This is a genomic window from Duganella sp. GW821-FHT07G03, assembly GCF_059418605.1.
This window is the reverse complement of record NZ_JBWKQE010000020.1, coordinates 58,665-75,806: the sequence shown is the minus strand read 5'-3', so window position 1 is coordinate 75,806 and position 17,142 is coordinate 58,665. Positions and strand designations below refer to the sequence as shown.

The 17,142-nt window shown below is 65.1% G+C and carries 17 protein-coding genes; 6 read left to right on the top strand and 11 right to left on the bottom strand.

Going from position 1 to position 17,142, the window contains the following annotated elements:
* Positions 1-53 precede the first annotated feature (53 nt).
* On the top strand, positions 54-872 hold the full coding sequence (gene fdhD / locus AC07OK_RS22610) for a formate dehydrogenase accessory sulfurtransferase FdhD (RefSeq protein ID WP_494692395.1): 819 nt from the start codon (positions 54-56) through the stop codon (positions 870-872).
* Here the strand turns inward: fdhD and AC07OK_RS22605 are convergent, their stop codons facing one another.
* Positions 873-3,194 (bottom strand): FdhF/YdeP family oxidoreductase, encoded by a 2,322-nt coding sequence (locus tag AC07OK_RS22605; protein ID WP_494692394.1) that lies wholly within the window; start codon positions 3,192-3,194, stop codon positions 873-875. It abuts the gene before it with no gap.
* A gap of 72 nt (positions 3,195-3,266) precedes the next feature.
* Between AC07OK_RS22605 and AC07OK_RS22600 the strand changes: the two genes are divergently transcribed.
* Positions 3,267-3,524 carry an ArsR family transcriptional regulator gene (locus AC07OK_RS22600; protein WP_494692393.1) on the top strand — a complete coding sequence of 86 codons (258 nt, stop codon included), beginning with the start codon at positions 3,267-3,269 and terminating at the stop codon, positions 3,522-3,524.
* A 10-nt stretch (positions 3,525-3,534) separates the two neighbouring features.
* Here the strand turns inward: AC07OK_RS22600 and AC07OK_RS22595 are convergent, their stop codons facing one another.
* Positions 3,535-4,509: a PEP-CTERM sorting domain-containing protein gene (locus AC07OK_RS22595; protein ID WP_494692392.1), complete on the bottom strand. Its 975-nt coding sequence runs from the start codon at positions 4,507-4,509 to the stop codon at positions 3,535-3,537.
* Positions 4,510-4,655: 146 nt separating this feature from the next.
* On the opposite strand from AC07OK_RS22595, the gene AC07OK_RS22590 reads away from it, so the two are divergent.
* Together AC07OK_RS22590 and AC07OK_RS22585 are read left to right on the top strand one after the other, a co-directional pair.
* Positions 4,656-5,123: a nuclear transport factor 2 family protein gene (locus AC07OK_RS22590; protein ID WP_494692391.1), complete on the top strand. Its 468-nt coding sequence runs from the start codon at positions 4,656-4,658 to the stop codon at positions 5,121-5,123.
* 19 nt (positions 5,124-5,142) lie between these two features.
* Positions 5,143-5,703: a TetR/AcrR family transcriptional regulator gene (locus tag AC07OK_RS22585; protein WP_494692390.1), complete on the top strand. Its 561-nt coding sequence runs from the start codon at positions 5,143-5,145 to the stop codon at positions 5,701-5,703.
* Positions 5,704-5,721: 18 nt separating this feature from the next.
* On the opposite strand, the gene AC07OK_RS22580 is transcribed toward AC07OK_RS22585, so the two are convergent.
* Together AC07OK_RS22580 and AC07OK_RS22575 are read right to left on the bottom strand one after the other, a co-directional pair.
* Entirely contained in the window at positions 5,722-6,909 is a 1,188-nt protein-coding gene (locus AC07OK_RS22580) for a DUF1501 domain-containing protein (protein WP_494692389.1), read from the bottom strand.
* A 116-nt stretch (positions 6,910-7,025) separates the two neighbouring features.
* Positions 7,026-8,561 carry a DUF1800 domain-containing protein gene (locus AC07OK_RS22575; RefSeq protein ID WP_494692388.1) on the bottom strand — a complete coding sequence of 512 codons (1,536 nt, stop codon included), beginning with the start codon at positions 8,559-8,561 and terminating at the stop codon, positions 7,026-7,028.
* Between the two features lie 93 nt (positions 8,562-8,654).
* On the opposite strand from AC07OK_RS22575, the gene AC07OK_RS22570 reads away from it, so the two are divergent.
* Positions 8,655-9,989, top strand: coding sequence for a hypothetical protein (locus AC07OK_RS22570; RefSeq protein ID WP_494692387.1), 1,335 nt, complete (start codon positions 8,655-8,657; stop codon positions 9,987-9,989).
* 28 nt (positions 9,990-10,017) lie between these two features.
* Positions 10,018-10,617: a YdeI/OmpD-associated family protein gene (locus AC07OK_RS22565; RefSeq protein WP_494692386.1), complete on the top strand. Its 600-nt coding sequence runs from the start codon at positions 10,018-10,020 to the stop codon at positions 10,615-10,617.
* Positions 10,618-10,627: 10 nt separating this feature from the next.
* Here the strand turns inward: AC07OK_RS22565 and AC07OK_RS22560 are convergent, their stop codons facing one another.
* The 7 genes from AC07OK_RS22560 to AC07OK_RS22530 form a co-directional block, all read right to left on the bottom strand.
* Complete coding sequence (locus tag AC07OK_RS22560; protein WP_494692385.1) at positions 10,628-12,244, bottom strand: methyl-accepting chemotaxis protein; 1,617 nt, start codon at positions 12,242-12,244, stop codon at positions 10,628-10,630.
* 265 nt (positions 12,245-12,509) lie between these two features.
* Entirely contained in the window at positions 12,510-12,797 is a 288-nt protein-coding gene (locus AC07OK_RS22555) for a hypothetical protein (RefSeq protein ID WP_008447145.1), read from the bottom strand.
* 182 nt (positions 12,798-12,979) lie between these two features.
* Positions 12,980-13,675 carry an ABC transporter ATP-binding protein gene (locus AC07OK_RS22550; protein WP_494692384.1) on the bottom strand — a complete coding sequence of 232 codons (696 nt, stop codon included), beginning with the start codon at positions 13,673-13,675 and terminating at the stop codon, positions 12,980-12,982.
* A gap of 16 nt (positions 13,676-13,691) precedes the next feature.
* Positions 13,692-14,486, bottom strand: a complete 795-nt coding sequence (phnE, locus tag AC07OK_RS22545; RefSeq protein WP_494692383.1) for a phosphonate ABC transporter, permease protein PhnE — start codon at positions 14,484-14,486, stop codon at positions 13,692-13,694.
* Complete coding sequence (locus AC07OK_RS22540) at positions 14,483-15,310, bottom strand: PhnE/PtxC family ABC transporter permease (RefSeq protein WP_494692382.1); 828 nt, start codon at positions 15,308-15,310, stop codon at positions 14,483-14,485. The genes phnE and AC07OK_RS22540 overlap by 4 nt, the downstream gene beginning before the upstream one ends.
* Positions 15,310-16,128 (bottom strand): phosphonate ABC transporter ATP-binding protein, encoded by an 819-nt coding sequence (locus AC07OK_RS22535; protein WP_494692381.1) that lies wholly within the window; start codon positions 16,126-16,128, stop codon positions 15,310-15,312. The genes AC07OK_RS22540 and AC07OK_RS22535 overlap by 1 nt, the downstream gene beginning before the upstream one ends.
* A gap of 3 nt (positions 16,129-16,131) precedes the next feature.
* The gene (locus AC07OK_RS22530) at positions 16,132-17,007 is read right to left on the bottom strand and encodes a putative selenate ABC transporter substrate-binding protein (RefSeq protein ID WP_494692380.1); all 876 of its coding nucleotides are present in this window, start codon (positions 17,005-17,007) and stop codon (positions 16,132-16,134) included.
* Between the last annotated feature and the right edge of the window lie 135 nt (positions 17,008-17,142).

Sequence of the window (17,142 nt, the reverse complement as noted above, 5' to 3'; positions counted from 1 at the left end):
GGCGGCGCCGCCCCGTGTAGAATAAGCCGTTGTGCTTATTCAGCGAGGCAGTGATGAAGTTTGAAACCGAGACGGAACGAAGCGGATCGCAGGAGCGGTCCGTGTTGCGCCGTCGCGGCCTGGCGGCGCAAGACGCCAGCCGCACCACCGACCGCGTTGCCGAGGAACTCCCGGTGGCGCTGGTCGTCAATGGCATTTCGCATGCCGTCATGATGGTCACGCCGCGCGAGCTGGAAGCGTTCGCGCTGGGCTTCGCACTGACCGAGGGCCTGGTCGGCAAGGCCGCCGACGTCTTCGATATCGAACTGCGGGAACACGCGCGCAGCTTCGAGGTCGCCCTCACCATCGCCCAAGAGGATTTCATGCAGCTCAAGCAGCAGCGCCGCTCGATGGCGGGCCGCAGCGGTTGCGGCGTGTGCGGCATCGAGAGCCTGGAGCTGTTGGATTTGCGGCCCGAGCGCATCGCGGCGGCGGCGCTGCATGATGCGGATACGCTGTCGCCGGCCATCGCGCGCGCGGCGGCGGAGCTGGGAAAACATCAGGAGCTGATGCACGCCACCGGCGGCGTGCATGCCGCCGCATGGTGCGCGGCGGATGGCGCCGTGCTGCGCGTGTGCGAGGATGTGGGCCGCCACAATGCGCTCGATAAGCTGATCGGCCACCTGGCGCGCGACGGCGTGGACATGCAGCGCGGCTTTGTGTTCATGTCCAGCCGCGCCAGTTATGAGCTGGTGCGCAAGGCTGCGCGCATGCATATTCCGATGCTGGCGACCATCTCCGCCCCCAGCACGCTGGCGATCGACATCGCCGCCGAGGCGGGCATCAAGCTGGTGAGCTTCTGCCGCCAGGACGGCTGCGTCGAATATACCTGACTATTCAGCCGACGACTGTTCCGCCGACAGCTGCAGCAGCACCGGGATCGATTTCGAGGTCGGCGTGCCGGCGCCGTCGGCGGTGCTGTGCAGCGGGATCAGGCCGTTGGTCTCCGGGAAGTAGGCGCCCAGGCAGCCGCGCGGAATGTCGTATTCCGCCAGCAGGAAGCGGTCGGCGCGGCGTTCCACGCCGTCGTCCCACACGCCGAGCATGTCGACCCACTGGCCGCTGCGCATGCCCAGCAGGGCCAGGTCCGCCGCGTTGATGAACACCACGCGGCGCAGGCCGAACACGCCGCGATAGCGGTCGTCCATGCCGTAGATGGTGGTGTTGTACTGGTCGTGCGAACGGGCCGTCATCAGCGTCATCAAACGCTCGCCGTGCAGGGCGCGGGCGCGGTGGATGGGGGTGTCGGTGTCGACCGCGTGCGGCACGAACTGCGCCTTGCCGCTGGCGGTGCGCCATTCGCGCTCGCGCGAGGCCACCTTCAGATGGAAGCCGCCCGGCTTGGCCACGCGCGCGTTGAAATCGTGGAAATCGTCGAACACGGTTTCGATGGCGTCGCGGATGCGGGCGTAGTCGCCGCCGTAGCCCAGCCAGTCCACCTTGGCGCTGCCCAGCGTGGCGTGCGCCATGCGGGCGGTGATCATGGTCTCGGACAGCAGGTTGGCGGATGCCGGCGTGTTCATGCCGTAGGACAGGTGGACCATGCTCATCGAATCCTCCACCGTCACGCCCTGCGGCACGCCGGCCTGCAGGTCGATCTCGGTGCGGCCCAAGGTTGGCAGGATCAGCGCGTCCTTGCCGTGCACCAGATGGCTGCGATTGAGTTTGGTGGCGACATGCACGGTCAGGTCGCAGGCGCGCAGCGCATCGAAGGTCAGCGGCGTGTCCGGCGTCGCCATGGCGAAGTTGCCGCCCATGCCGAAGAAGACTTTCACTTTCCCGTCCAGCATGGCCTGGATGCTTTCCACCGTGTCGTAGCCGTGCGCGCGCGGCGGCTCGAAGGCGAACACCTGCTGCATGCGGTCGAGGAAGGCCTTGGTCGGCTTTTCCTCGATGCCCATGGTGCGGTCGCCCTGCACATTGGAGTGGCCGCGCACCGGGCACAGGCCGGCGCCGAGGCGGCCGATATTCCCGCGCATCATCATCAGGTTGGACAGCATCTGGATCGTCGCCACCGCGCCCTTGTGCTGGGTCAGGCCCATGCCCCAGGTGCAGATGACTTTCTGGCCTTTGATGTAGATCTCGGTCAGCTCGTCGATCTGCGCGCGCGGCACGCCGGATTCGGCCAGCAGCTGGTCCCAGTCCTGGGCGCGCAAGTCCTGTTCGAAGGCCGCGTAGCCGCTGGTGTGGGCGGCGATGAAGTCGCGGTCCAGCAGCGAGGCCTGGCCGGCGGCCAGTTCGGCGTCGTCGCGCTCGACCAGGCGCTTGGCGACGGCCTTGATCAGCGCGAAGTCGCCGCTCAGTTTAGGCTGCACGAACATGCTGCTGATGCTGGTGCTGGAATTGGTCAGCATCTCCATCGGATGCGCGGGGCTGGTGAAGCGTTCCAGGCCGCGCTCGCGCAACGGGTTGATCGAGACGATGGTGGCGCCGCGCTTGGCGCAGTCGCGCAACTCGCCCAGCATGCGCGGATGGTTGGTGGCCGGGTTCTGGCCGAAGATCAGCAGCGTGTCGGCGTGTTCGAAATCCTCCAGCGTGACCGTGCCCTTGCCGACGCCGACGGTGCCCGGCAGGCCGCGGCTGGTCGGCTCGTGGCACATATTGGAGCAATCGGGGAAGTTGTTGGTGCCGTACATGCGCACGAACAGCTGGAACAGGAAGGCCGCTTCGTTGCCGGTGCGGCCGGAGACGTAGAACGTGGCCTGGTTCGGATCGGGCAGGGCCTTCAGGTGGCGGGCGATCAGCGCGAAGGCGTCGTCCCAGGCGATAGGCAGGTATTTGTCGCTGGCGCTGTCGTAGACCAGCGGGTCGGTCAGGCGGCCGTGCTGTTCGAGCTGGTAGTCGGATTGCGTGAGCAGCTCGGCCACGGTGTGGGCGGCGAAGAAGTCGGGACGCACGCGCTTGCTGGTGGCTTCGGCCGCCACCGCCTTGACGCCGTTTTCGCAGAACTCGAAGGTGGACGCGTGTTCGCGGTCCGGCCAGGCGCAGCCGGGACAGTCGAAACCGTCCGGCTGGTTTTGCTTGAGCAGCGTCTTGTAATTGCCGCCGCTGACCTTTTCGCGCACCAGATTAATCGCCACCTGTTTTAACGCGCCCCAGCCTGCGGCGGCGTGTTGATACGGTTCGATGCGTCCTTCGGGTTTCGTCTTCTGCATGCTTTATCCCAGTCTGACTTGTTGAGCGGAGTATAGTGCAGAATTGTGTTTTTGAGCTCACGGGTGCGCGATATGGATGAAGAGGTCATGGCCGCGCTGGTCGGCGTGCTGGAGGCGCTGTGGCGCATCAACGCGGAGTGGCCGGACAAGCCCTGCTCGCTGGCCAAATTGAGCAAGCAGTCGGAGCGGCCGATGTCGGTGCTACGCCGCCAGCTGACCATGCTGGTCGATGCCGGCTGGGTCGAGCTGCGGCTGGAGGAGGGCGGTGTCGCCGGCACCGTGCTGCTGACCGAGAGCGGCCGGCAGTTGGGCCGGGAACTGTTCGCCTGAACGTATAGGCCTAGGCGCCGTGGCGTTGGCGGCGGCGCGCGGCCAGCAAGCCCAGGCCCGCCAGCAACAGCGCATACGTGGCCGGTTCCGGCACCGGCGCCAGCTGGTAGTGGTACAGCGCCAGGTGCAGGTTGGGATTGGTCAGCGACTGGCCGCTGCGGTCCGGGTCGACCACCTGTTCGATGTACATATCGAGCGCGCCGTTGGCGCCTTCGCGCAGCGCCAATCCTTCCATTTCCAGATCTCCCAGTGGCTGCGGCAGGCGCAGCACTTCCTCCACCGCGCCGGTCAGCAGGTTGCCGCGGTAAATCGATTGCGTGTCGTTGTCCGAGGCCATGTACAGCCAGTCGCCGATCACTTTGGCGCCCTGGATGCGGCCCAGCGGCGCGGACAGTGTCAGCGTGTGGCTGAAGCTCCAGTCGCCGAGGTTGTAGACGTTGATGGTGTTCCCCTCCTGCCATTCCTTGCCGTAGCCGAAGCCGCGCTTGGCGTCCACCGCGACCCAGCTGGCCAGGTCCTTGTTCGGGTTGGCGGGCGTGCCGCCCAGCTCGTAGGTCTGGCCGGTGTAGCTCAGGTCCGCGGCGTTGAACAGCGCCACGTGCGGCTTGGCGTAGCCGGCGGTGGAATCGAGCGCAGCGTAGATGACGCCGTTGTGATAATCGATGTCGCCGATGTGGTTCAGTCCCTGCGCCAGCAGCGCGCCAGGGATGCCGGGCGACAGGCCGCCGCTCAGCGTGAACGAGGAATTGCGCTGCACGGAGTCGAAGTTGTCGTTGGCGCGTTCCAGGCCGTACTGCCAGGAGAAGAACCATTGCTTGCCGTCGGTGGCCATGCCCTGGCTGCGATACAGGCCGGTGAAGGAATTGGGCGTGGGCGTGTGCATGTAGAAATTGTCGACGCCGGCGAGCTTCCACGCATCGGCGGCGTGGGCCGGAACGAGTGCGGCGGCGCCAAGCGCCAGGGCCAGCAGGGCAGGAATGCGCATGACTTACTCCGTTATCAAAATGGCTTGAAGTTATGATAACCACGCATTGTGACCGCCCCACGACAAAAATCAGCTTGCAATCGATCGAGGCGAGGACTACACTTTATTTGTACCGATCGGTACAAACAACTTGAAGAGGTAATCCCATGACACGACCACCGCTGCCGCCGTTCACCCGTGAAACCGCGATCCAGAAAGTCCGCCTGGCCGAAGACGGCTGGAACAGCCGCAACCCGGAAAAGGTCGCGCTGGCCTACACCGAGGACTGCCGCTGGCGCAACCGCGCCGAATTCGTCACCGGCCGCGCCGCCATTGTCGGCCTGTTGTCGCGCAAATGGACGCGCGAACTCGACTACCGGCTGATCAAGGAATTGTGGGCATTTGAAGGCAACCGCATTGCGGTTCGCTTCGCCTACGAATACCATGACGACTCCGGCCAGTGGTATCGCGCCTACGGCAACGAGAACTGGGAATTCGCCGAGGACGGCTTGATGCGCCACCGCCTGGCCAGCATCAACGAAGCGCCGATCGCGGCGGCCGAGCGCAAGTTCCATTGGGACCTGAACGGCCCGCGTCCGGCCGATCATCCGGGCTTGAGCGAGTTCGGTTTTTGAATGTGTTAAGAAGGTAGTCATGGCAAGAACGATGGTCGAACGCGGCGACGTGATCCCGCTGCTGGCGGAAGTGTTTCGGACTTACGGATTCGAAGGCGCCAGCCTGTCCCGGATTTCCGAAGGCACCAAGCTGGGCAAGGGAAGCATGTATAACTTTTTCCCCGGCGGTAAGGAGGAGATGGCGGACGCCGTGCTGGCCGAGATCGACGGCTGGTTCCGCGACCAGGTGTTCCAGCCGCTGCGCAGCGCCGACGATGCGGCCCAGGGGATAGCGCGGATGTTCGTCGCGGTCGGCCGTTACTTCGAGTCGGGGCGCAAGGTGTGCCTGGTGGGCGTGTTCGCGCTGGGTCATGAGCGCGACCGTTTCACCCTCAAGGTGCAGGGCTACTTTGCCGAGTGGGTGGCGGCGCTGGCCGATGCGCTGGAGCGCGCCGGCCGCGACGCCGACACCGCGCAGGCGCTGGCCGAGGACACGGTCGGCGGCATCCAGGGCGCGCTGGTGCTGGCGCGCGCGGCCGGCGAGCCGGAACTGTTCATGCGCACGCTGGAGCGTTTGCAGCGCCGCCTGGTGCTGGTCTGACGGCGTCCCGCGCCGCCGTCAAAGCAGGCCGATATCGCGCCCTTTGGCGCCGAAAATCTGCTCGACCTGCGCGGCATTGAGGCCGTACATGCGCGCCAGCAGGCCGCCGAACATGGCGCGGTATTCGTTGAGCACCGGGTAGTCGCGGTTCTGGAACAGCGTGGCCTGCTCCAGCCGCACCTGTTCGCCGCGCACCTTGCCGCCCTGGACGCCGCCGCCCAGCACCCAGTAGACGGTGCCGTGTCCGTGGTCGGTGCCGCGGTTGCCGTTCTCGCGGAAGGTGCGGCCGAATTCACTGACGACGATCACCACCGTGTCCTTCCAGTCCGCGCCCATCTCGTGCGCGAAGCCGGCCAGGCCGCGACCCAGTTCGTCCAGCCGCCCGGCCAGGTAGCCGGTGGCGCCGCCCTGTCCGACGTGGGTGTCCCAGCCGCCGACGTCGACGAAACCGATGTTGTATTTGTCCTTCATCAGCTTGGCGATGCGGCGCGCTTCCAGCTCGAAGCCCTTGGCGGAGATGGCATTGCGGTTGGCCGCATCCATCTCGCCGATCATTTCCTTCATCACGTCCTCGCGCACCGCGAAGCCGTCGCGCACCTGCTGCGACAGGGCGCTGCCGTCGTACATGGCGGAGATCAGCTTGGCCTGGCGCGCATCGACCGAGGGCTTGGCGATGGAGCGCAGCGCCATGTTCGGCAACTGCACGCCGCCCTGCATGATCAGCGGCAGTTGGTCGGTGAAGGAGATGGCGCTGGCGCGGTCGGCGCTCAGCGTCTGCGCCAGCCGGTTCAGGAAGCCGGAGCGATAGTCGCGCGTGCGGTCCAGCGCCTGTCCGAGTTCGATGCTGTCCTGGGTTTCGAAGTGGCTGCGCGAGATGTCCTCGGTGCCGGCGAAGGGTACGAACGCCGCCTGGCCGGCCGTGAACAGCGGGTAGATGCTGTCGCGCAGGGCCGGGTGCAGACCCCAGTCGCTGTCTATCGGCAGCGCGGCATTGAGGTCCGCGCTGGGCTTGGGGATGGCGATGTTGGGCCGTACCTGGTAGTAGTACTGGCTGGAGATCGGCACCAGCAGGCTGGTGGCGTCGTAGCCGCCGCGCATGAAGACAAACAGCAGCCGGGTCTTGCCGGCCGGAGCGGCCCACAGATTGCCGGCCATCGCCGGCAGCGCCAGCGCGGACAGGGATTTGAGCAGGGTGCGGCGTTTCATGGCGCTCTTTCCGTAGAAGTTGTTTAAAAATGACGGCAGCTAGGCGTGGCGCCGAAGACAGTGCGAATGCACGGCTAGGCGCCACAACGACGCTGCCGGCATTTTGAAACTACTTCTTAGCGGTGCATCAGTTCGGGCGACGATAGCAGGAAGGTGTTCCATTCCTGCGGCGAGGTGGCCTGGTCCAGCACCTGGCGGGTGGCGGGGGCGATGGTTTTTTGCAGCGACTGGTAGTACAGCGCATTCGCCAGTTGCGGGAAGGCGGCCCGCTCCTGCGCCTGCGGGCCGTCGGTCTTGAACAGGCCCGCGCTGCCGGAGCCGATGGCCTTGGCGATCTCGAAGCGCGTGGTCATCTGGCCCGGACTGGCCCAGCCGGATTGCGTGAGCTGGTAGCCGTCCGGCGTTTGGCGGCCGTACAGCGGTTCGGCCATGCGCGTGAGCCAGTACAGCATCGGTCCGGTGTTGAGGACCACCTTGTCGTCGTAGGCCAGGCGCACGGCCGACACCACGTAATGCGCCGGGTCCTTGAATTTGCGCCCCAGCGACTGCGCGAATTCGGCCGACGTGAACAGGGTGCGCAGCACGGCTGCGATGTCGCCGTCGGTGGACAGGAAGGTGGCCGACATGCGTTCCACCAGGGCCGGCGGCGCTTCGTCGGCGACGAAGTAGAGCGCCAGCTTGCGGCTGACGAAGTGCGCGGTGGCCGGGTGGCGGCTCAGGCGGTCCAGCGCTTCGTCCACTTCGGCCAGGCCGCGTCCCTTGACGGTCTGGCCGAGGAATTCCTTGTTGCCGTAGTCGTGGCGGTTCGGGTTGAATTCAAACAGTCCTTGCCGCAGATACTGCGCCTGCAGTTCCTTCTTCACGTTGGGCGCGGTGGGACCGAGGTTGACGCCGACGCCGGTGAGGATGCGGGCCAGTTCCTGCACATCGCGCTGGCTGTAGCCGCCGTCCACGCCCAGCGTGTGCAGCTCCATCAGCTCGCGCGCGTAGTTTTCGTTGATATGGCCGGCGGCGTTCTGCTCGTTGTCCAGGTAGCGGATCATGGCCGGATGGCGTAGCGTGGCCCCCAGCAGCTCGCGGAACTTGCCCAGCGCGTGGGCGCGCACCGCCGTGTCCTCGTAGTCGCCGACCAGCAGGCGCAGGTTGCTCTTGCCCTGGTGGACGTTGAAGTGGTTCATCCAGAACCACGTCATCTGCTCCTGCAACTGGTTGGATGAATACAGGTCGCGCAGCAGCGAGCGCGTGGCGGCCTCCTTGGCGATACGATTGAGCTCTTGCTGGTAGGCCTGCTGCGCGGCTTTCTTCTGGTCGTCGTCGGCGATCTTGTCGGCGTCCTTGCGCTGCTGGTCCAGGTCCTGGTTCAGCTGCACCAGCGTTTTGCGGGTGATGGTCATGGCCTCGATCTGCGCCTGCGCGGCGGCCGGCAGCCGCGCGGCGGCGGGATGCAGCTGCTGCTCAAGCCAGGTGTCGTAGCCGAGTTTTTCGGCCTGCTGGTAGGTCGCCAGGTTGACGCCCCAGCTGACGCGGTTCAGCGCTCCGCTCAGCTGCTCGGGCTTGACCGCGGACGGGCCGGCGCCGTTGCCGGTGGCGGCGCAGCCGGCCAGCATCAGCAAGGCGCCGCCAGCGGCCAGGGACAGCGGTAAGGTCGGCATGGTGCGGGGTCTCATGAGTTTTATGTAAAAAATGTTGTCTTTTATAATAAGCCCATCTAGCATGGCTTTTTTACCAATATTTGACGAGTACCTATGAATCGAATTCAGTTGCTGATCCTGTTGGCGATGGGCTGCGGCGCCAGCTGCCAGGCGGCCGTTACGCTGCAAGTCACGACATCCGTGCATCACGAGCCGCTGAAGTCCGTCACCAAGTCGCCGGCCGACAGCAAGTCCACACTGTACGTCACCCTGGCCGACGACTACATTACCGCCAAGTCAGAGAATGCGACGACGATATACGATTTCAAGAACCGGCGGCGCGTGGTACTCGATGGTGCGAGCAAAACCTATGTCGACTACTCGCTGTTCGACACCGCCGGTTTCCGGGTCTTTGAAATGCGCAACCGCGTCGGCATGAACGCCATGCTGGCCAAGCTCAATTCCGAAATGAAGCCGGCCCGCAAAGTGGACCTTGAACAGGAGCTGTCGCTGGCCGAGGACAGCACCACCGTCATCGACGCCGCCACCAGCGGCGATGCGCTGAAATTCTCCAGCGAGGGCAGTCCGCTGGCCCAATGGAGCAAGCAAGGCGCCAAGGTTGGCGCGCGCGACGCGGCGCACTTCGCGCAGCTGCTGCGCTACACGCAATCGGTCCATCCGCAAGTGCTGGCCAGGCTGGCCGAAGGCGGCGTGATTCCCGACAGCCTGACCTTCACCGTCAACACGACCATGGGCGTCAGCACGGTCAACGTCAGCGTGGCGCAGGTGCAGGGCGCGACGCCGCCGGCCTATACGCTGCAAGGCTACACGCGCCGCCAGGCCGCGCCGGAGCAAGGCGCGATCGAGGCGCTGATGGACCGCATGGCGGCGCAGACGCCGGAGCAACTGGCCGCGCTGCGCGCCGCGCATCCCTGCGACACCGCGGCCGATTACCGCGCCGACCAGCTGCTCGACACGATGCTCGGCCGGTTGGAATGCACGCTGTCCACCGGCGCGGCCATGCTGCCGTTTACCCCGGCGCAGCTGGAACAGATACGCGCCAGCACCCCGGTCAGCCTGACCTTCAGCGCCACCAGCGCCAGCAAGCAGGAAGACTTTGCGCCCGCCGCGGCGACCTTGTCCGGCTTGCGCAACCAGGCGCCGCGCAAGGCTTATGTGCTCAAGCTCATGGAAGCCAACAACCGCGCCAGGCTGGAACAGTACAAGGAATGCGACCAGCTGTTTGCCGAGGTGCTGGAGGCCAATCCGGTGCTGGGCGGAGCATGGAAGGACATGGGCGACCTGATGATCATGCGCTTCGATACGCCCAGCGCGTGGCGTAGTTGGGACATCGGCCGCCGTATCGCGCCGACGCTGCCCAATTTCGCCTTCGTCAACCAGCTGGAAAGCGAAATCGCCAAGCGCCAGCCCGAGTATTTGGTATATTGAGGCAAACAACAACCAGCCGAGCATCATCATGCCCACCATCGATCCGCGGGTCGACGCCTACATCGCCAAGTCCGCCGAATTTGCGCAGCCCATCCTCAAGCACCTGCGCGCCGTCGTGCACGAGGCCTGCCCCGAGGTCGAAGAGACGATGAAATGGAGTTTCCCTCACTTCATGTACAAGGGCATGATGTGCGGGATGTCGGCCTTCAAGGCCCACTGCGCGCTGGGCTTCTGGAAGGGCGAGCTGCTGATGGCCGATGAGGCCAACCGCGAGGCGATGGGGCAGTTCGGCCGCATCGAAACGCTCAAGGACCTGCCGTCCAAGAAAGTCCTGACCGGCTACATCAAGAAGGCGATGAAGCTGAACGACGACGGCATCGCCGCGCCGGCCCGCGCCAAGCCCGCCGAACCGCGCCCGCTGCTCATCCCCGACGATTTCACCGCAGCGCTGCGCGCGGTGCCGGCGGCGCAGCGGCACTTCGACGCCTTCAGCCCGAGCAAGAAGCGCGACTACGCGGAATGGATCGCCGAGGCCAAGACCGAGGCCACCCGCGCGCGCCGGCGCGCGCAGGCGGTCGAGTGGATCGCCGAGGGCAAGGCCCGCAACTGGAAGTACGAGAAGTGCTGAGCCGATACGCTTAGCCGTCCAGCAGCGCCGGCTGGCGGCCGGCGCGCGCCAGCACGGGCCGCGCAGCCGGTTCCGCGTGCAGCTTGAATACCTGCACCGTAGCGGTCAGGTGTTGAGCCTGTTGCTGCAGGCTGCCTGCCGCCGCTGCCGCCTGTTCCACCAACGCGGCGTTCTGCTGCGTGACCGCGTCCATTTGCGACACCGCCTGGTTGATCTGCTCCAGTCCCTGCGTCTGTTCGCGGCTGGCGGAGCTGATCTCGCCCATGATGTCGCTGACGCGCCGCACGCTGTCGACGATTTCCGTCATCGTGGCGCCGGCTTCGCCCACCAGGCGGTTGCCGATGGTGACCTGGCCGACCGAGTTGTCGATCAGGGTCTTGATTTCCTTGGCGGCGCTGGCGGAACGTTGCGCCAGGTTGCGCACCTCGCTGGCCACCACCGCGAAGCCGCGCCCCTGTTCACCGGCGCGCGCCGCTTCGACCGCCGCATTCAGCGCCAGGATATTGGTCTGGAAGGCGATGCCGTCGATGACCGAGATGATGTCGACGATCTTGCGCGAGGAGTCGTGGATCGAATTCATGGTCTCGACCACCTGCGACACCACGTCGCCGCCCTTGGCCGCGACGCTGGTGGCGGTGGCCGCCAGCTGGTTGGCCTGGCGCGCGTTGTCGGCGTTGTGCTTGACGGTGGAGGTCAGCTCCTCCATCGAACTGGCCGTCTCTTCGAGCGAGCTGGCTTGCTGCTCGGTGCGCGCCGACAGGTCCAGGTTGCCGGTGGCGATCTCGCCGCAGGCGGTGGCGATTTCGTCGGTGCTGTGCCGCACCTGGCCGACGATCTTCAGCAGGTTGTCGTTCATATTGCGCAGTGCGAGCATCAGCTGTCCCGTCTCGTCGGCCGATTCGACTTCGATCGACGACGTCAGGTCGCCCTTGGCTACCTGCTGCGCCACGTCCAGCGCGGTGCGCAGCGGACGCGAGATGATGCGCGCCACCCACATCGCCAGCGCCATGCCGCCCACGACGGCGGCGGCCAGCAGGGCGATGGTCCACATGCGCGAACTGGCAAACACCTTGGCCGCGGTTTCGCCCGAGTGGTCGGCGCCGTCAAGATTGATCTTGACCAGTTGATCGATCTGCGTACCCAATTCTCCAAGCTGTCGCGCCGAGTCGCCCGACAGCAGCGCCTTGGCATCCTCGGTCTTGTCCGGGCCAGCGTCCAGCAGGGCCATCAGCTTGACGTGCGACGCCAGGTACGCCGTCATCGATTTGACCATCTCGGCGTACACTCGTTTCTCTTCAGGCTCGGACACTTGCGCCGCGTAGGTGGCAGCATCCTTGCCGAGTGCGGCGAGGGCGTTGGCCATGCGGGTGTTGATGTTGACGCGCGCCGGACCGTCGTTGTAGATGAAGGACGACAGCTCCCAGCGGCGTACCTCCAGCAGGTCGGACTTGACCACCGTGACCGCGCGCACGCTGGGCAGCCAGTTGGTGTACAGGTCCAGCGTGGAGCCGTTGATGGTGCCCATGTTGGTGATGGAGATGATGCCGTTGGCCAGCATCAGGCCCAGCACGATCATGAAGGAGGTGACCAGCTTGGTGGCGATTTTCAGATCGTAGAACCATTTCATGATGTTTTCCTTTGGGCTGCAAAAGAACATGCCGGCCAGGGCGGCCAGAACAACGTGATAAATGAAGAAACCGTACGGGGATAGGGGACCTGCGAATCAGTATAAGCCTGATTGTTTGTGGCTAAGTATCAAATTGCATGGTGTGGAAGAGGCGCTACAGGAGGGGCAATGCGGCGTTCAGCGGGGTTTGGGCTGTACGCTAGTGCATTAGAGGGCGCCGGATACCGCATGCCGGCGCCTGGCATGGCAAGATCAGCTGGGCTGCTCAATGCATAGACGCGGTCGACAGATCCTTCAATTCCCGTATGCTGATATCTGACTTTTCATGCATACGCAGCAAGATGGTAGCCCCGACGGCCAATTTCCGGTGTCGGATTTTGCTGATGATGGGTGGCTGCACCTCTAAAACTCGGCAAAGTTCTGCGTCGTTTTTCAGGTTCATCTTTTCGATCAAAGTATCAAGAAGCTTGTTCGGAACAAAACTGGATGGTTCCAGCGCCCGAGCGCGATTCATGGCTTCGATCAGTTCCAGCTTTTTTTGCCGTACGTTCATGATTGCTCCTCCTTTGCTCAAAACGTGAAAAAAATATTAACGTTTCCCGGCAAGGCCAGCGCCCACACTTTTTTGGTCTGAATGTGGTACGCAACTCAACATTCTTGATAACCATGCAAGTTAATTTCAATAATACTACGCGGAGAACAGAATGGGAGGGTTTGATAAAAAAATTATCTTGTTTATTGCTTAAACGTGTTGACGATTGTTGTTTCTTGTATGCCCGATTTTGAAAGTTGTAGGGTTTTGTCTGTCATCTCGGCCGCCGCCTGCGAATGGGTGACCATGATCGCGCAGGCGCCGGTGGCTTTGATTTCGCGTCGGAGCAGGGTCAGGATGCTGTGGGCGGTATCCGGATCGAGGTTGCCGGTCGGTTCGTCGGCCAGCACCAGGGCCGGGCGGTGCACCAGCGCGCGGGCGATCGCCACCCGCTGCATTTCGCCGCCGGACAGTTGGTGGGGGAAATCGTCGCCGCGGCCGCCGAGGCCCACGGCCTCCAGCATTTCCGCCGCGCGCCCGGTCGGCAGGCCGTTCAACAGCAGCGGCAGGGCGATATTTTGCAGCAGCGTCAGGTGCGGCAGCACGTGGAAGGCCTGGAAGATGAAGCCCATGCGCGCGCGCCGCAGTTTTGTGGCGGCGTCGTCGTCCAGGCCGGACATCGGCACGCCGTCGACGATGATGGGCGAGTCGCCCGGTACGGGGTTCGGGCTCACATCGGGCGTATCGAGGCCGGCGATCAGGTTCAGCAGCGTCGATTTGCCGACGCCGGAATCGCCCATGATGGAGACGAATTCGCCGGCCTTGAAGTTCCAGGACAGGTTGGACAGCACCGGACGGCCGCTGGCATAGGACTTGGACAGGTTGCGCAGTTCGAGCATGAAGTTCTTATCAGGGTTAGCGGGTGAGGACGCGGCGCAGCGCGAAGCTGATGCCGTCGACCAGGGCGACCAGCAGCAGCATGGCGACGATGACGGTGGCGGCTTGCTGCATCTGGAACAGCGACAGGTGGTACTTGAGCATCTGCCCCAGGCCGCCGGCGCCGACCACGCCGAGGATGGCGGCGGCGCGGATGTTGTTTTCCCAGCGGTACAGCGTGTAGGACAGCATCTGCGGCAGCGTTTGCGGCAGCGTGGCGTAGAAGAAGGCCGCGCCGGCGGAGGCGCCGTTGGTGCGCAGGCTTTGCTCCGGCAGCGGCGCGGCGTTTTCCAGCGAGTCGGCGAACAGTCGTCCCAGCACGCCGGCGGTGTGCGCGGCCAGCGCCAGCGTGCCGCCGAACGGCCCCAGGCCGCAGGCGATCAGCAGGATCGAGGCCCACACCAGTTCGGGAATGGAGCGCAGCACGTTGAGCAGGGCGCGCATCAAGGCGCGCGCAGGGCGGCCGAAGCGGCCCGACGCGGACAGCGAGAACGCCAGCCCGGCCAGCACCGCCAGCAGCGTGCCGAGCGCCGACATGGCCATGGTCTCGACGGCGGCCCAGCCGGTCTTGAGCAGGAAGGGCGTGGACAGGTCGGGCGGCGCGAAGCCGGCCAGCAGCTCCAGCGTGCTGTTGACCGCTTCCTGCGTGAAGAACTCGCGCCACTTCAGCGGCAGCGAGGCGAAGCTGGCGATGATCAGCACCGCCACCATCGCCAGCATGGCCAGCACGGTCCAGTCGCGGCGCGGCGGCTTGGGCATCAGGGGATGGTTCATCCGAGGCGCCTCCGCAGGATCTTGGAAAACTGGTCGGCCAACGCCACCAGCAGCACGAACACCAGCAGCATGGACGACACTTCGGCGCCGGCCAGCATTTTCATCGATTCGTCCATGCGCTGACCGAGGCCGCCGGCGCCGACAAAGCCCATCACCACCGAGCCGCGGATCGCGCACTCCCAGCGGTAGACGGTGTAGGACATCAGTTCCGACGCCGCTTCCGGCAGCGCGCCGTACAGCAGCGCGGCCAGTCGCCCGCCGCCGTTGGCCAGCAGCGTGTCGCTGGCGTGGGCGTCGGACGATTCGAGGATCTCGGCGTAGACCTTGCCCAGCATGCCGCAATAGGTGAGGGCGATGGCCAGCACGCCGGCCGTCGGCCCGAGGCCGATGATGCGCACGAACAGCAGCGCCCATACCAGCTCCGGCACGCTGCGCAGCAGCACCAAGGTCCAGCGCACCGATTGCCGCACGATGCGCGCCAACGGCCGCATGCGGCCCGTGCCCAGGCGCGAGATCGACAGCTGCTCGCTGATGATCAGCGCGGCGGGGATGGCGCCCAGCAGCGCGAGCGCCAGGCCGGAGGTGGCGATGGCGATGGTCAGCCAGGTCTGCTCCAGCAGCATGGTGAGGAATTCGGCGCCGTGCGCCGGCACCAGGAAGCCGGCCAGGAAGCGGCCGGTGGAGGTCAGGCTCTGCCAGTCGAACAGCGCCCACGGCTTGAATTCGGTGACCACCAGCGTCGGCCACAGGATCAGCAGGCAGACGACGGTGGCGACGACGCGGCCGCGCCAGGCCGGATCGGGATGGGCGTTCAGCGTCGCCATTACAGACAGGCGCCGACGCCGAGCTTGACGGCCATGGCCTCGTCCAGCGGCCGGGGACTGGCGGCGGGTTGTTCGCCCTGGTACAGCGCGGCGATCATGTCAGCGGTGACCTGGGCGCGCGGCAGGTCGAATTCGATGCGGCCGTCGCGCAGGCCGACGATGCGCGGGAAGTGGCTCAGCGCCAGGTCGACCTGGTGCAGGCTGCAAATCAGGGTGGCGTTGCGCGCCCTGGCCTCGTCGCGCAGAGTAGTGAGCGTCAGCTCGGACAGCACCGGGTCGAGCGCGGACAGCGGCTCGTCCACCAGCAGCGCCTTGGCCGGCGACAGCAGCAGGCGCGCCAGGCCGCAGCGTTGGCGTTCGCCGCCGGACAGGCGGTCGACGCGGGAATACAGTTTGTCGCCCAGGTTGAAGCGCGACAGCGCCTGCCACGCCGCCTCCGGGTCGGCCGGCTTGACCAGCGATACCAGGGCGCGCCACAAGCTCCATTGCGGCAGGCGCGCGGCCAGCACCGCCGTCACCACGCGCTGGCGCGGCGGCAGCGGCGGCGTCTGCGGCGCCAGGAACAGCTGCGCGCGCAGGCGGTGGCGCTCGGCGTGGCCCAGTGCCCACGGATCGACGCCGAAGGCCTGGAAGCCGCCTTCAGACGGCTGGTGGGCGCAGGCCAGCGTCGCCAGCAAGGTGGTCTTGCCGGCGCCGGATGGGCCGATCAGGGCCAGTTGCTCGCCCTGTTGTATCGTCAGCGAGATCGCATGCAGTGCGGCCGCCCGCGATGCGCCGAGATGGCGCACCGTCAGGTTCTGCAAGTGGTAAGTGGACATCGATTACTTCTTCAGCAGGCCCGCGTTTTGTGCCGCCGCTTCGATCGCGGTGTAGTTTTCGGCCTTGGTCGGGATGAACTTGGTGGCGCGCTGCAGGTCCATGATGACCTTGTCCTGCGGGTTCTTCGGATCGAGCGCCAGGAAGGCGTCGGTCAGTTTTTTCTTCAGGTCCGCGTTCATGTCGGTGCGCACGCTCCAGTTGTAGTCGTAGTAGCCCGGCGTGGTGTAGAACACGCGGACCACGGCCGGATCGACCTTCTTCTCGGCGACCAGTTTTTCCCAGACCGAGATGTTCAGCGCGCCGGCATCGACCTTGCCGCCTGCAACGGCGGCCACGGTGGCGTCATGCGCGCCGGAGAAGGCGATGCGTTTCAGGTCGGTGTCCGGGTTGATCTTGGCGGCCAGCAGGTAGGAGCGCGGCATCAGGTGGCCGGAGGTCGACGATTCCGAACCGAAGCTCAGCGTGTGGCCCTTCAGGTCTTCCAGCTTGTTGATGTCCTTGTTGGTGGTGATGAAGACCGACTTGAATTTCTCGTCCTCGGCGCGCTGCACCAGCGGCGTGATCTGGTTCTTGCTGCGGTCCTTGGCTTGCACGAAGGTGAAGCCGCCGAACCAGACCATGTCGACCTTCTTGTTGATCAGCGCTTCGACCGATGCGGCGTAGTCGGTCACCGGGGTGAATTCAACCTTCATGCCGATCTTCTTCTCCAGGTATTCGCCCAGCGGCTTGAACTTGCGCTGCAATTCGGTCGGCGCTTCGTCAGGGATGGCGGACACACGGAACACATGGTCGGCCGATTGCGCCTGGGAGTGGGCGGCCGCCAGCATCAGGCCGGCGGCAAACAGGGATTTGATCGTGCGCATGGCGGAGAATGTCATAGTCGTGTGCCTTTTTTGTAAGATTTGTGCTTCTGTTGCGACGAATGTGAAGAGCCGCACAGTTTTGTGGGCCCGGCGCCGCAAAATGGATATTCGGCTATCATAACAAAAATGTTATCCGCGAATGGGATGACC

Excerpts from the sequence above, each read along its gene's own strand:
- AC07OK_RS22590 (WP_494692391.1), top strand. The coding sequence starts at position 4,656 with ATGACACGACCACCGCTGCCGCCGTTCACCCGTGAAACCGCGATCCAG.
- phnE (WP_494692383.1), bottom strand. The coding sequence starts at position 14,486 with ATGAACCATCCCCTGATGCCCAAGCCGCCGCGCCGCGACTGGACCGTG.
- fdhD (WP_494692395.1), top strand. The coding sequence starts at position 54 with ATGAAGTTTGAAACCGAGACGGAACGAAGCGGATCGCAGGAGCGGTCC.
- AC07OK_RS22535 (WP_494692381.1), bottom strand. The coding sequence starts at position 16,128 with ATGTCCACTTACCACTTGCAGAACCTGACGGTGCGCCATCTCGGCGCA.
- AC07OK_RS22565 (WP_494692386.1), top strand. The coding sequence starts at position 10,018 with ATGCCCACCATCGATCCGCGGGTCGACGCCTACATCGCCAAGTCCGCC.
- AC07OK_RS22570 (WP_494692387.1), top strand. The coding sequence starts at position 8,655 with ATGAATCGAATTCAGTTGCTGATCCTGTTGGCGATGGGCTGCGGCGCC.
- AC07OK_RS22575 (WP_494692388.1), bottom strand. The coding sequence starts at position 8,561 with ATGCCGACCTTACCGCTGTCCCTGGCCGCTGGCGGCGCCTTGCTGATG.
- AC07OK_RS22540 (WP_494692382.1), bottom strand. The coding sequence starts at position 15,310 with ATGGCGACGCTGAACGCCCATCCCGATCCGGCCTGGCGCGGCCGCGTC.
- AC07OK_RS22600 (WP_494692393.1), top strand. The coding sequence starts at position 3,267 with ATGGATGAAGAGGTCATGGCCGCGCTGGTCGGCGTGCTGGAGGCGCTG.
- AC07OK_RS22605 (WP_494692394.1), bottom strand. The coding sequence starts at position 3,194 with ATGCAGAAGACGAAACCCGAAGGACGCATCGAACCGTATCAACACGCC.
- AC07OK_RS22555 (WP_008447145.1), bottom strand. The coding sequence starts at position 12,797 with ATGAACGTACGGCAAAAAAAGCTGGAACTGATCGAAGCCATGAATCGC.
- AC07OK_RS22580 (WP_494692389.1), bottom strand. The coding sequence starts at position 6,909 with ATGAAACGCCGCACCCTGCTCAAATCCCTGTCCGCGCTGGCGCTGCCG.
- AC07OK_RS22595 (WP_494692392.1), bottom strand. The coding sequence starts at position 4,509 with ATGCGCATTCCTGCCCTGCTGGCCCTGGCGCTTGGCGCCGCCGCACTC.
- AC07OK_RS22530 (WP_494692380.1), bottom strand. The coding sequence starts at position 17,007 with ATGACATTCTCCGCCATGCGCACGATCAAATCCCTGTTTGCCGCCGGC.
- AC07OK_RS22550 (WP_494692384.1), bottom strand. The coding sequence starts at position 13,675 with ATGCTCGAACTGCGCAACCTGTCCAAGTCCTATGCCAGCGGCCGTCCG.
- AC07OK_RS22585 (WP_494692390.1), top strand. The coding sequence starts at position 5,143 with ATGGCAAGAACGATGGTCGAACGCGGCGACGTGATCCCGCTGCTGGCG.
- AC07OK_RS22560 (WP_494692385.1), bottom strand. The coding sequence starts at position 12,244 with ATGAAATGGTTCTACGATCTGAAAATCGCCACCAAGCTGGTCACCTCC.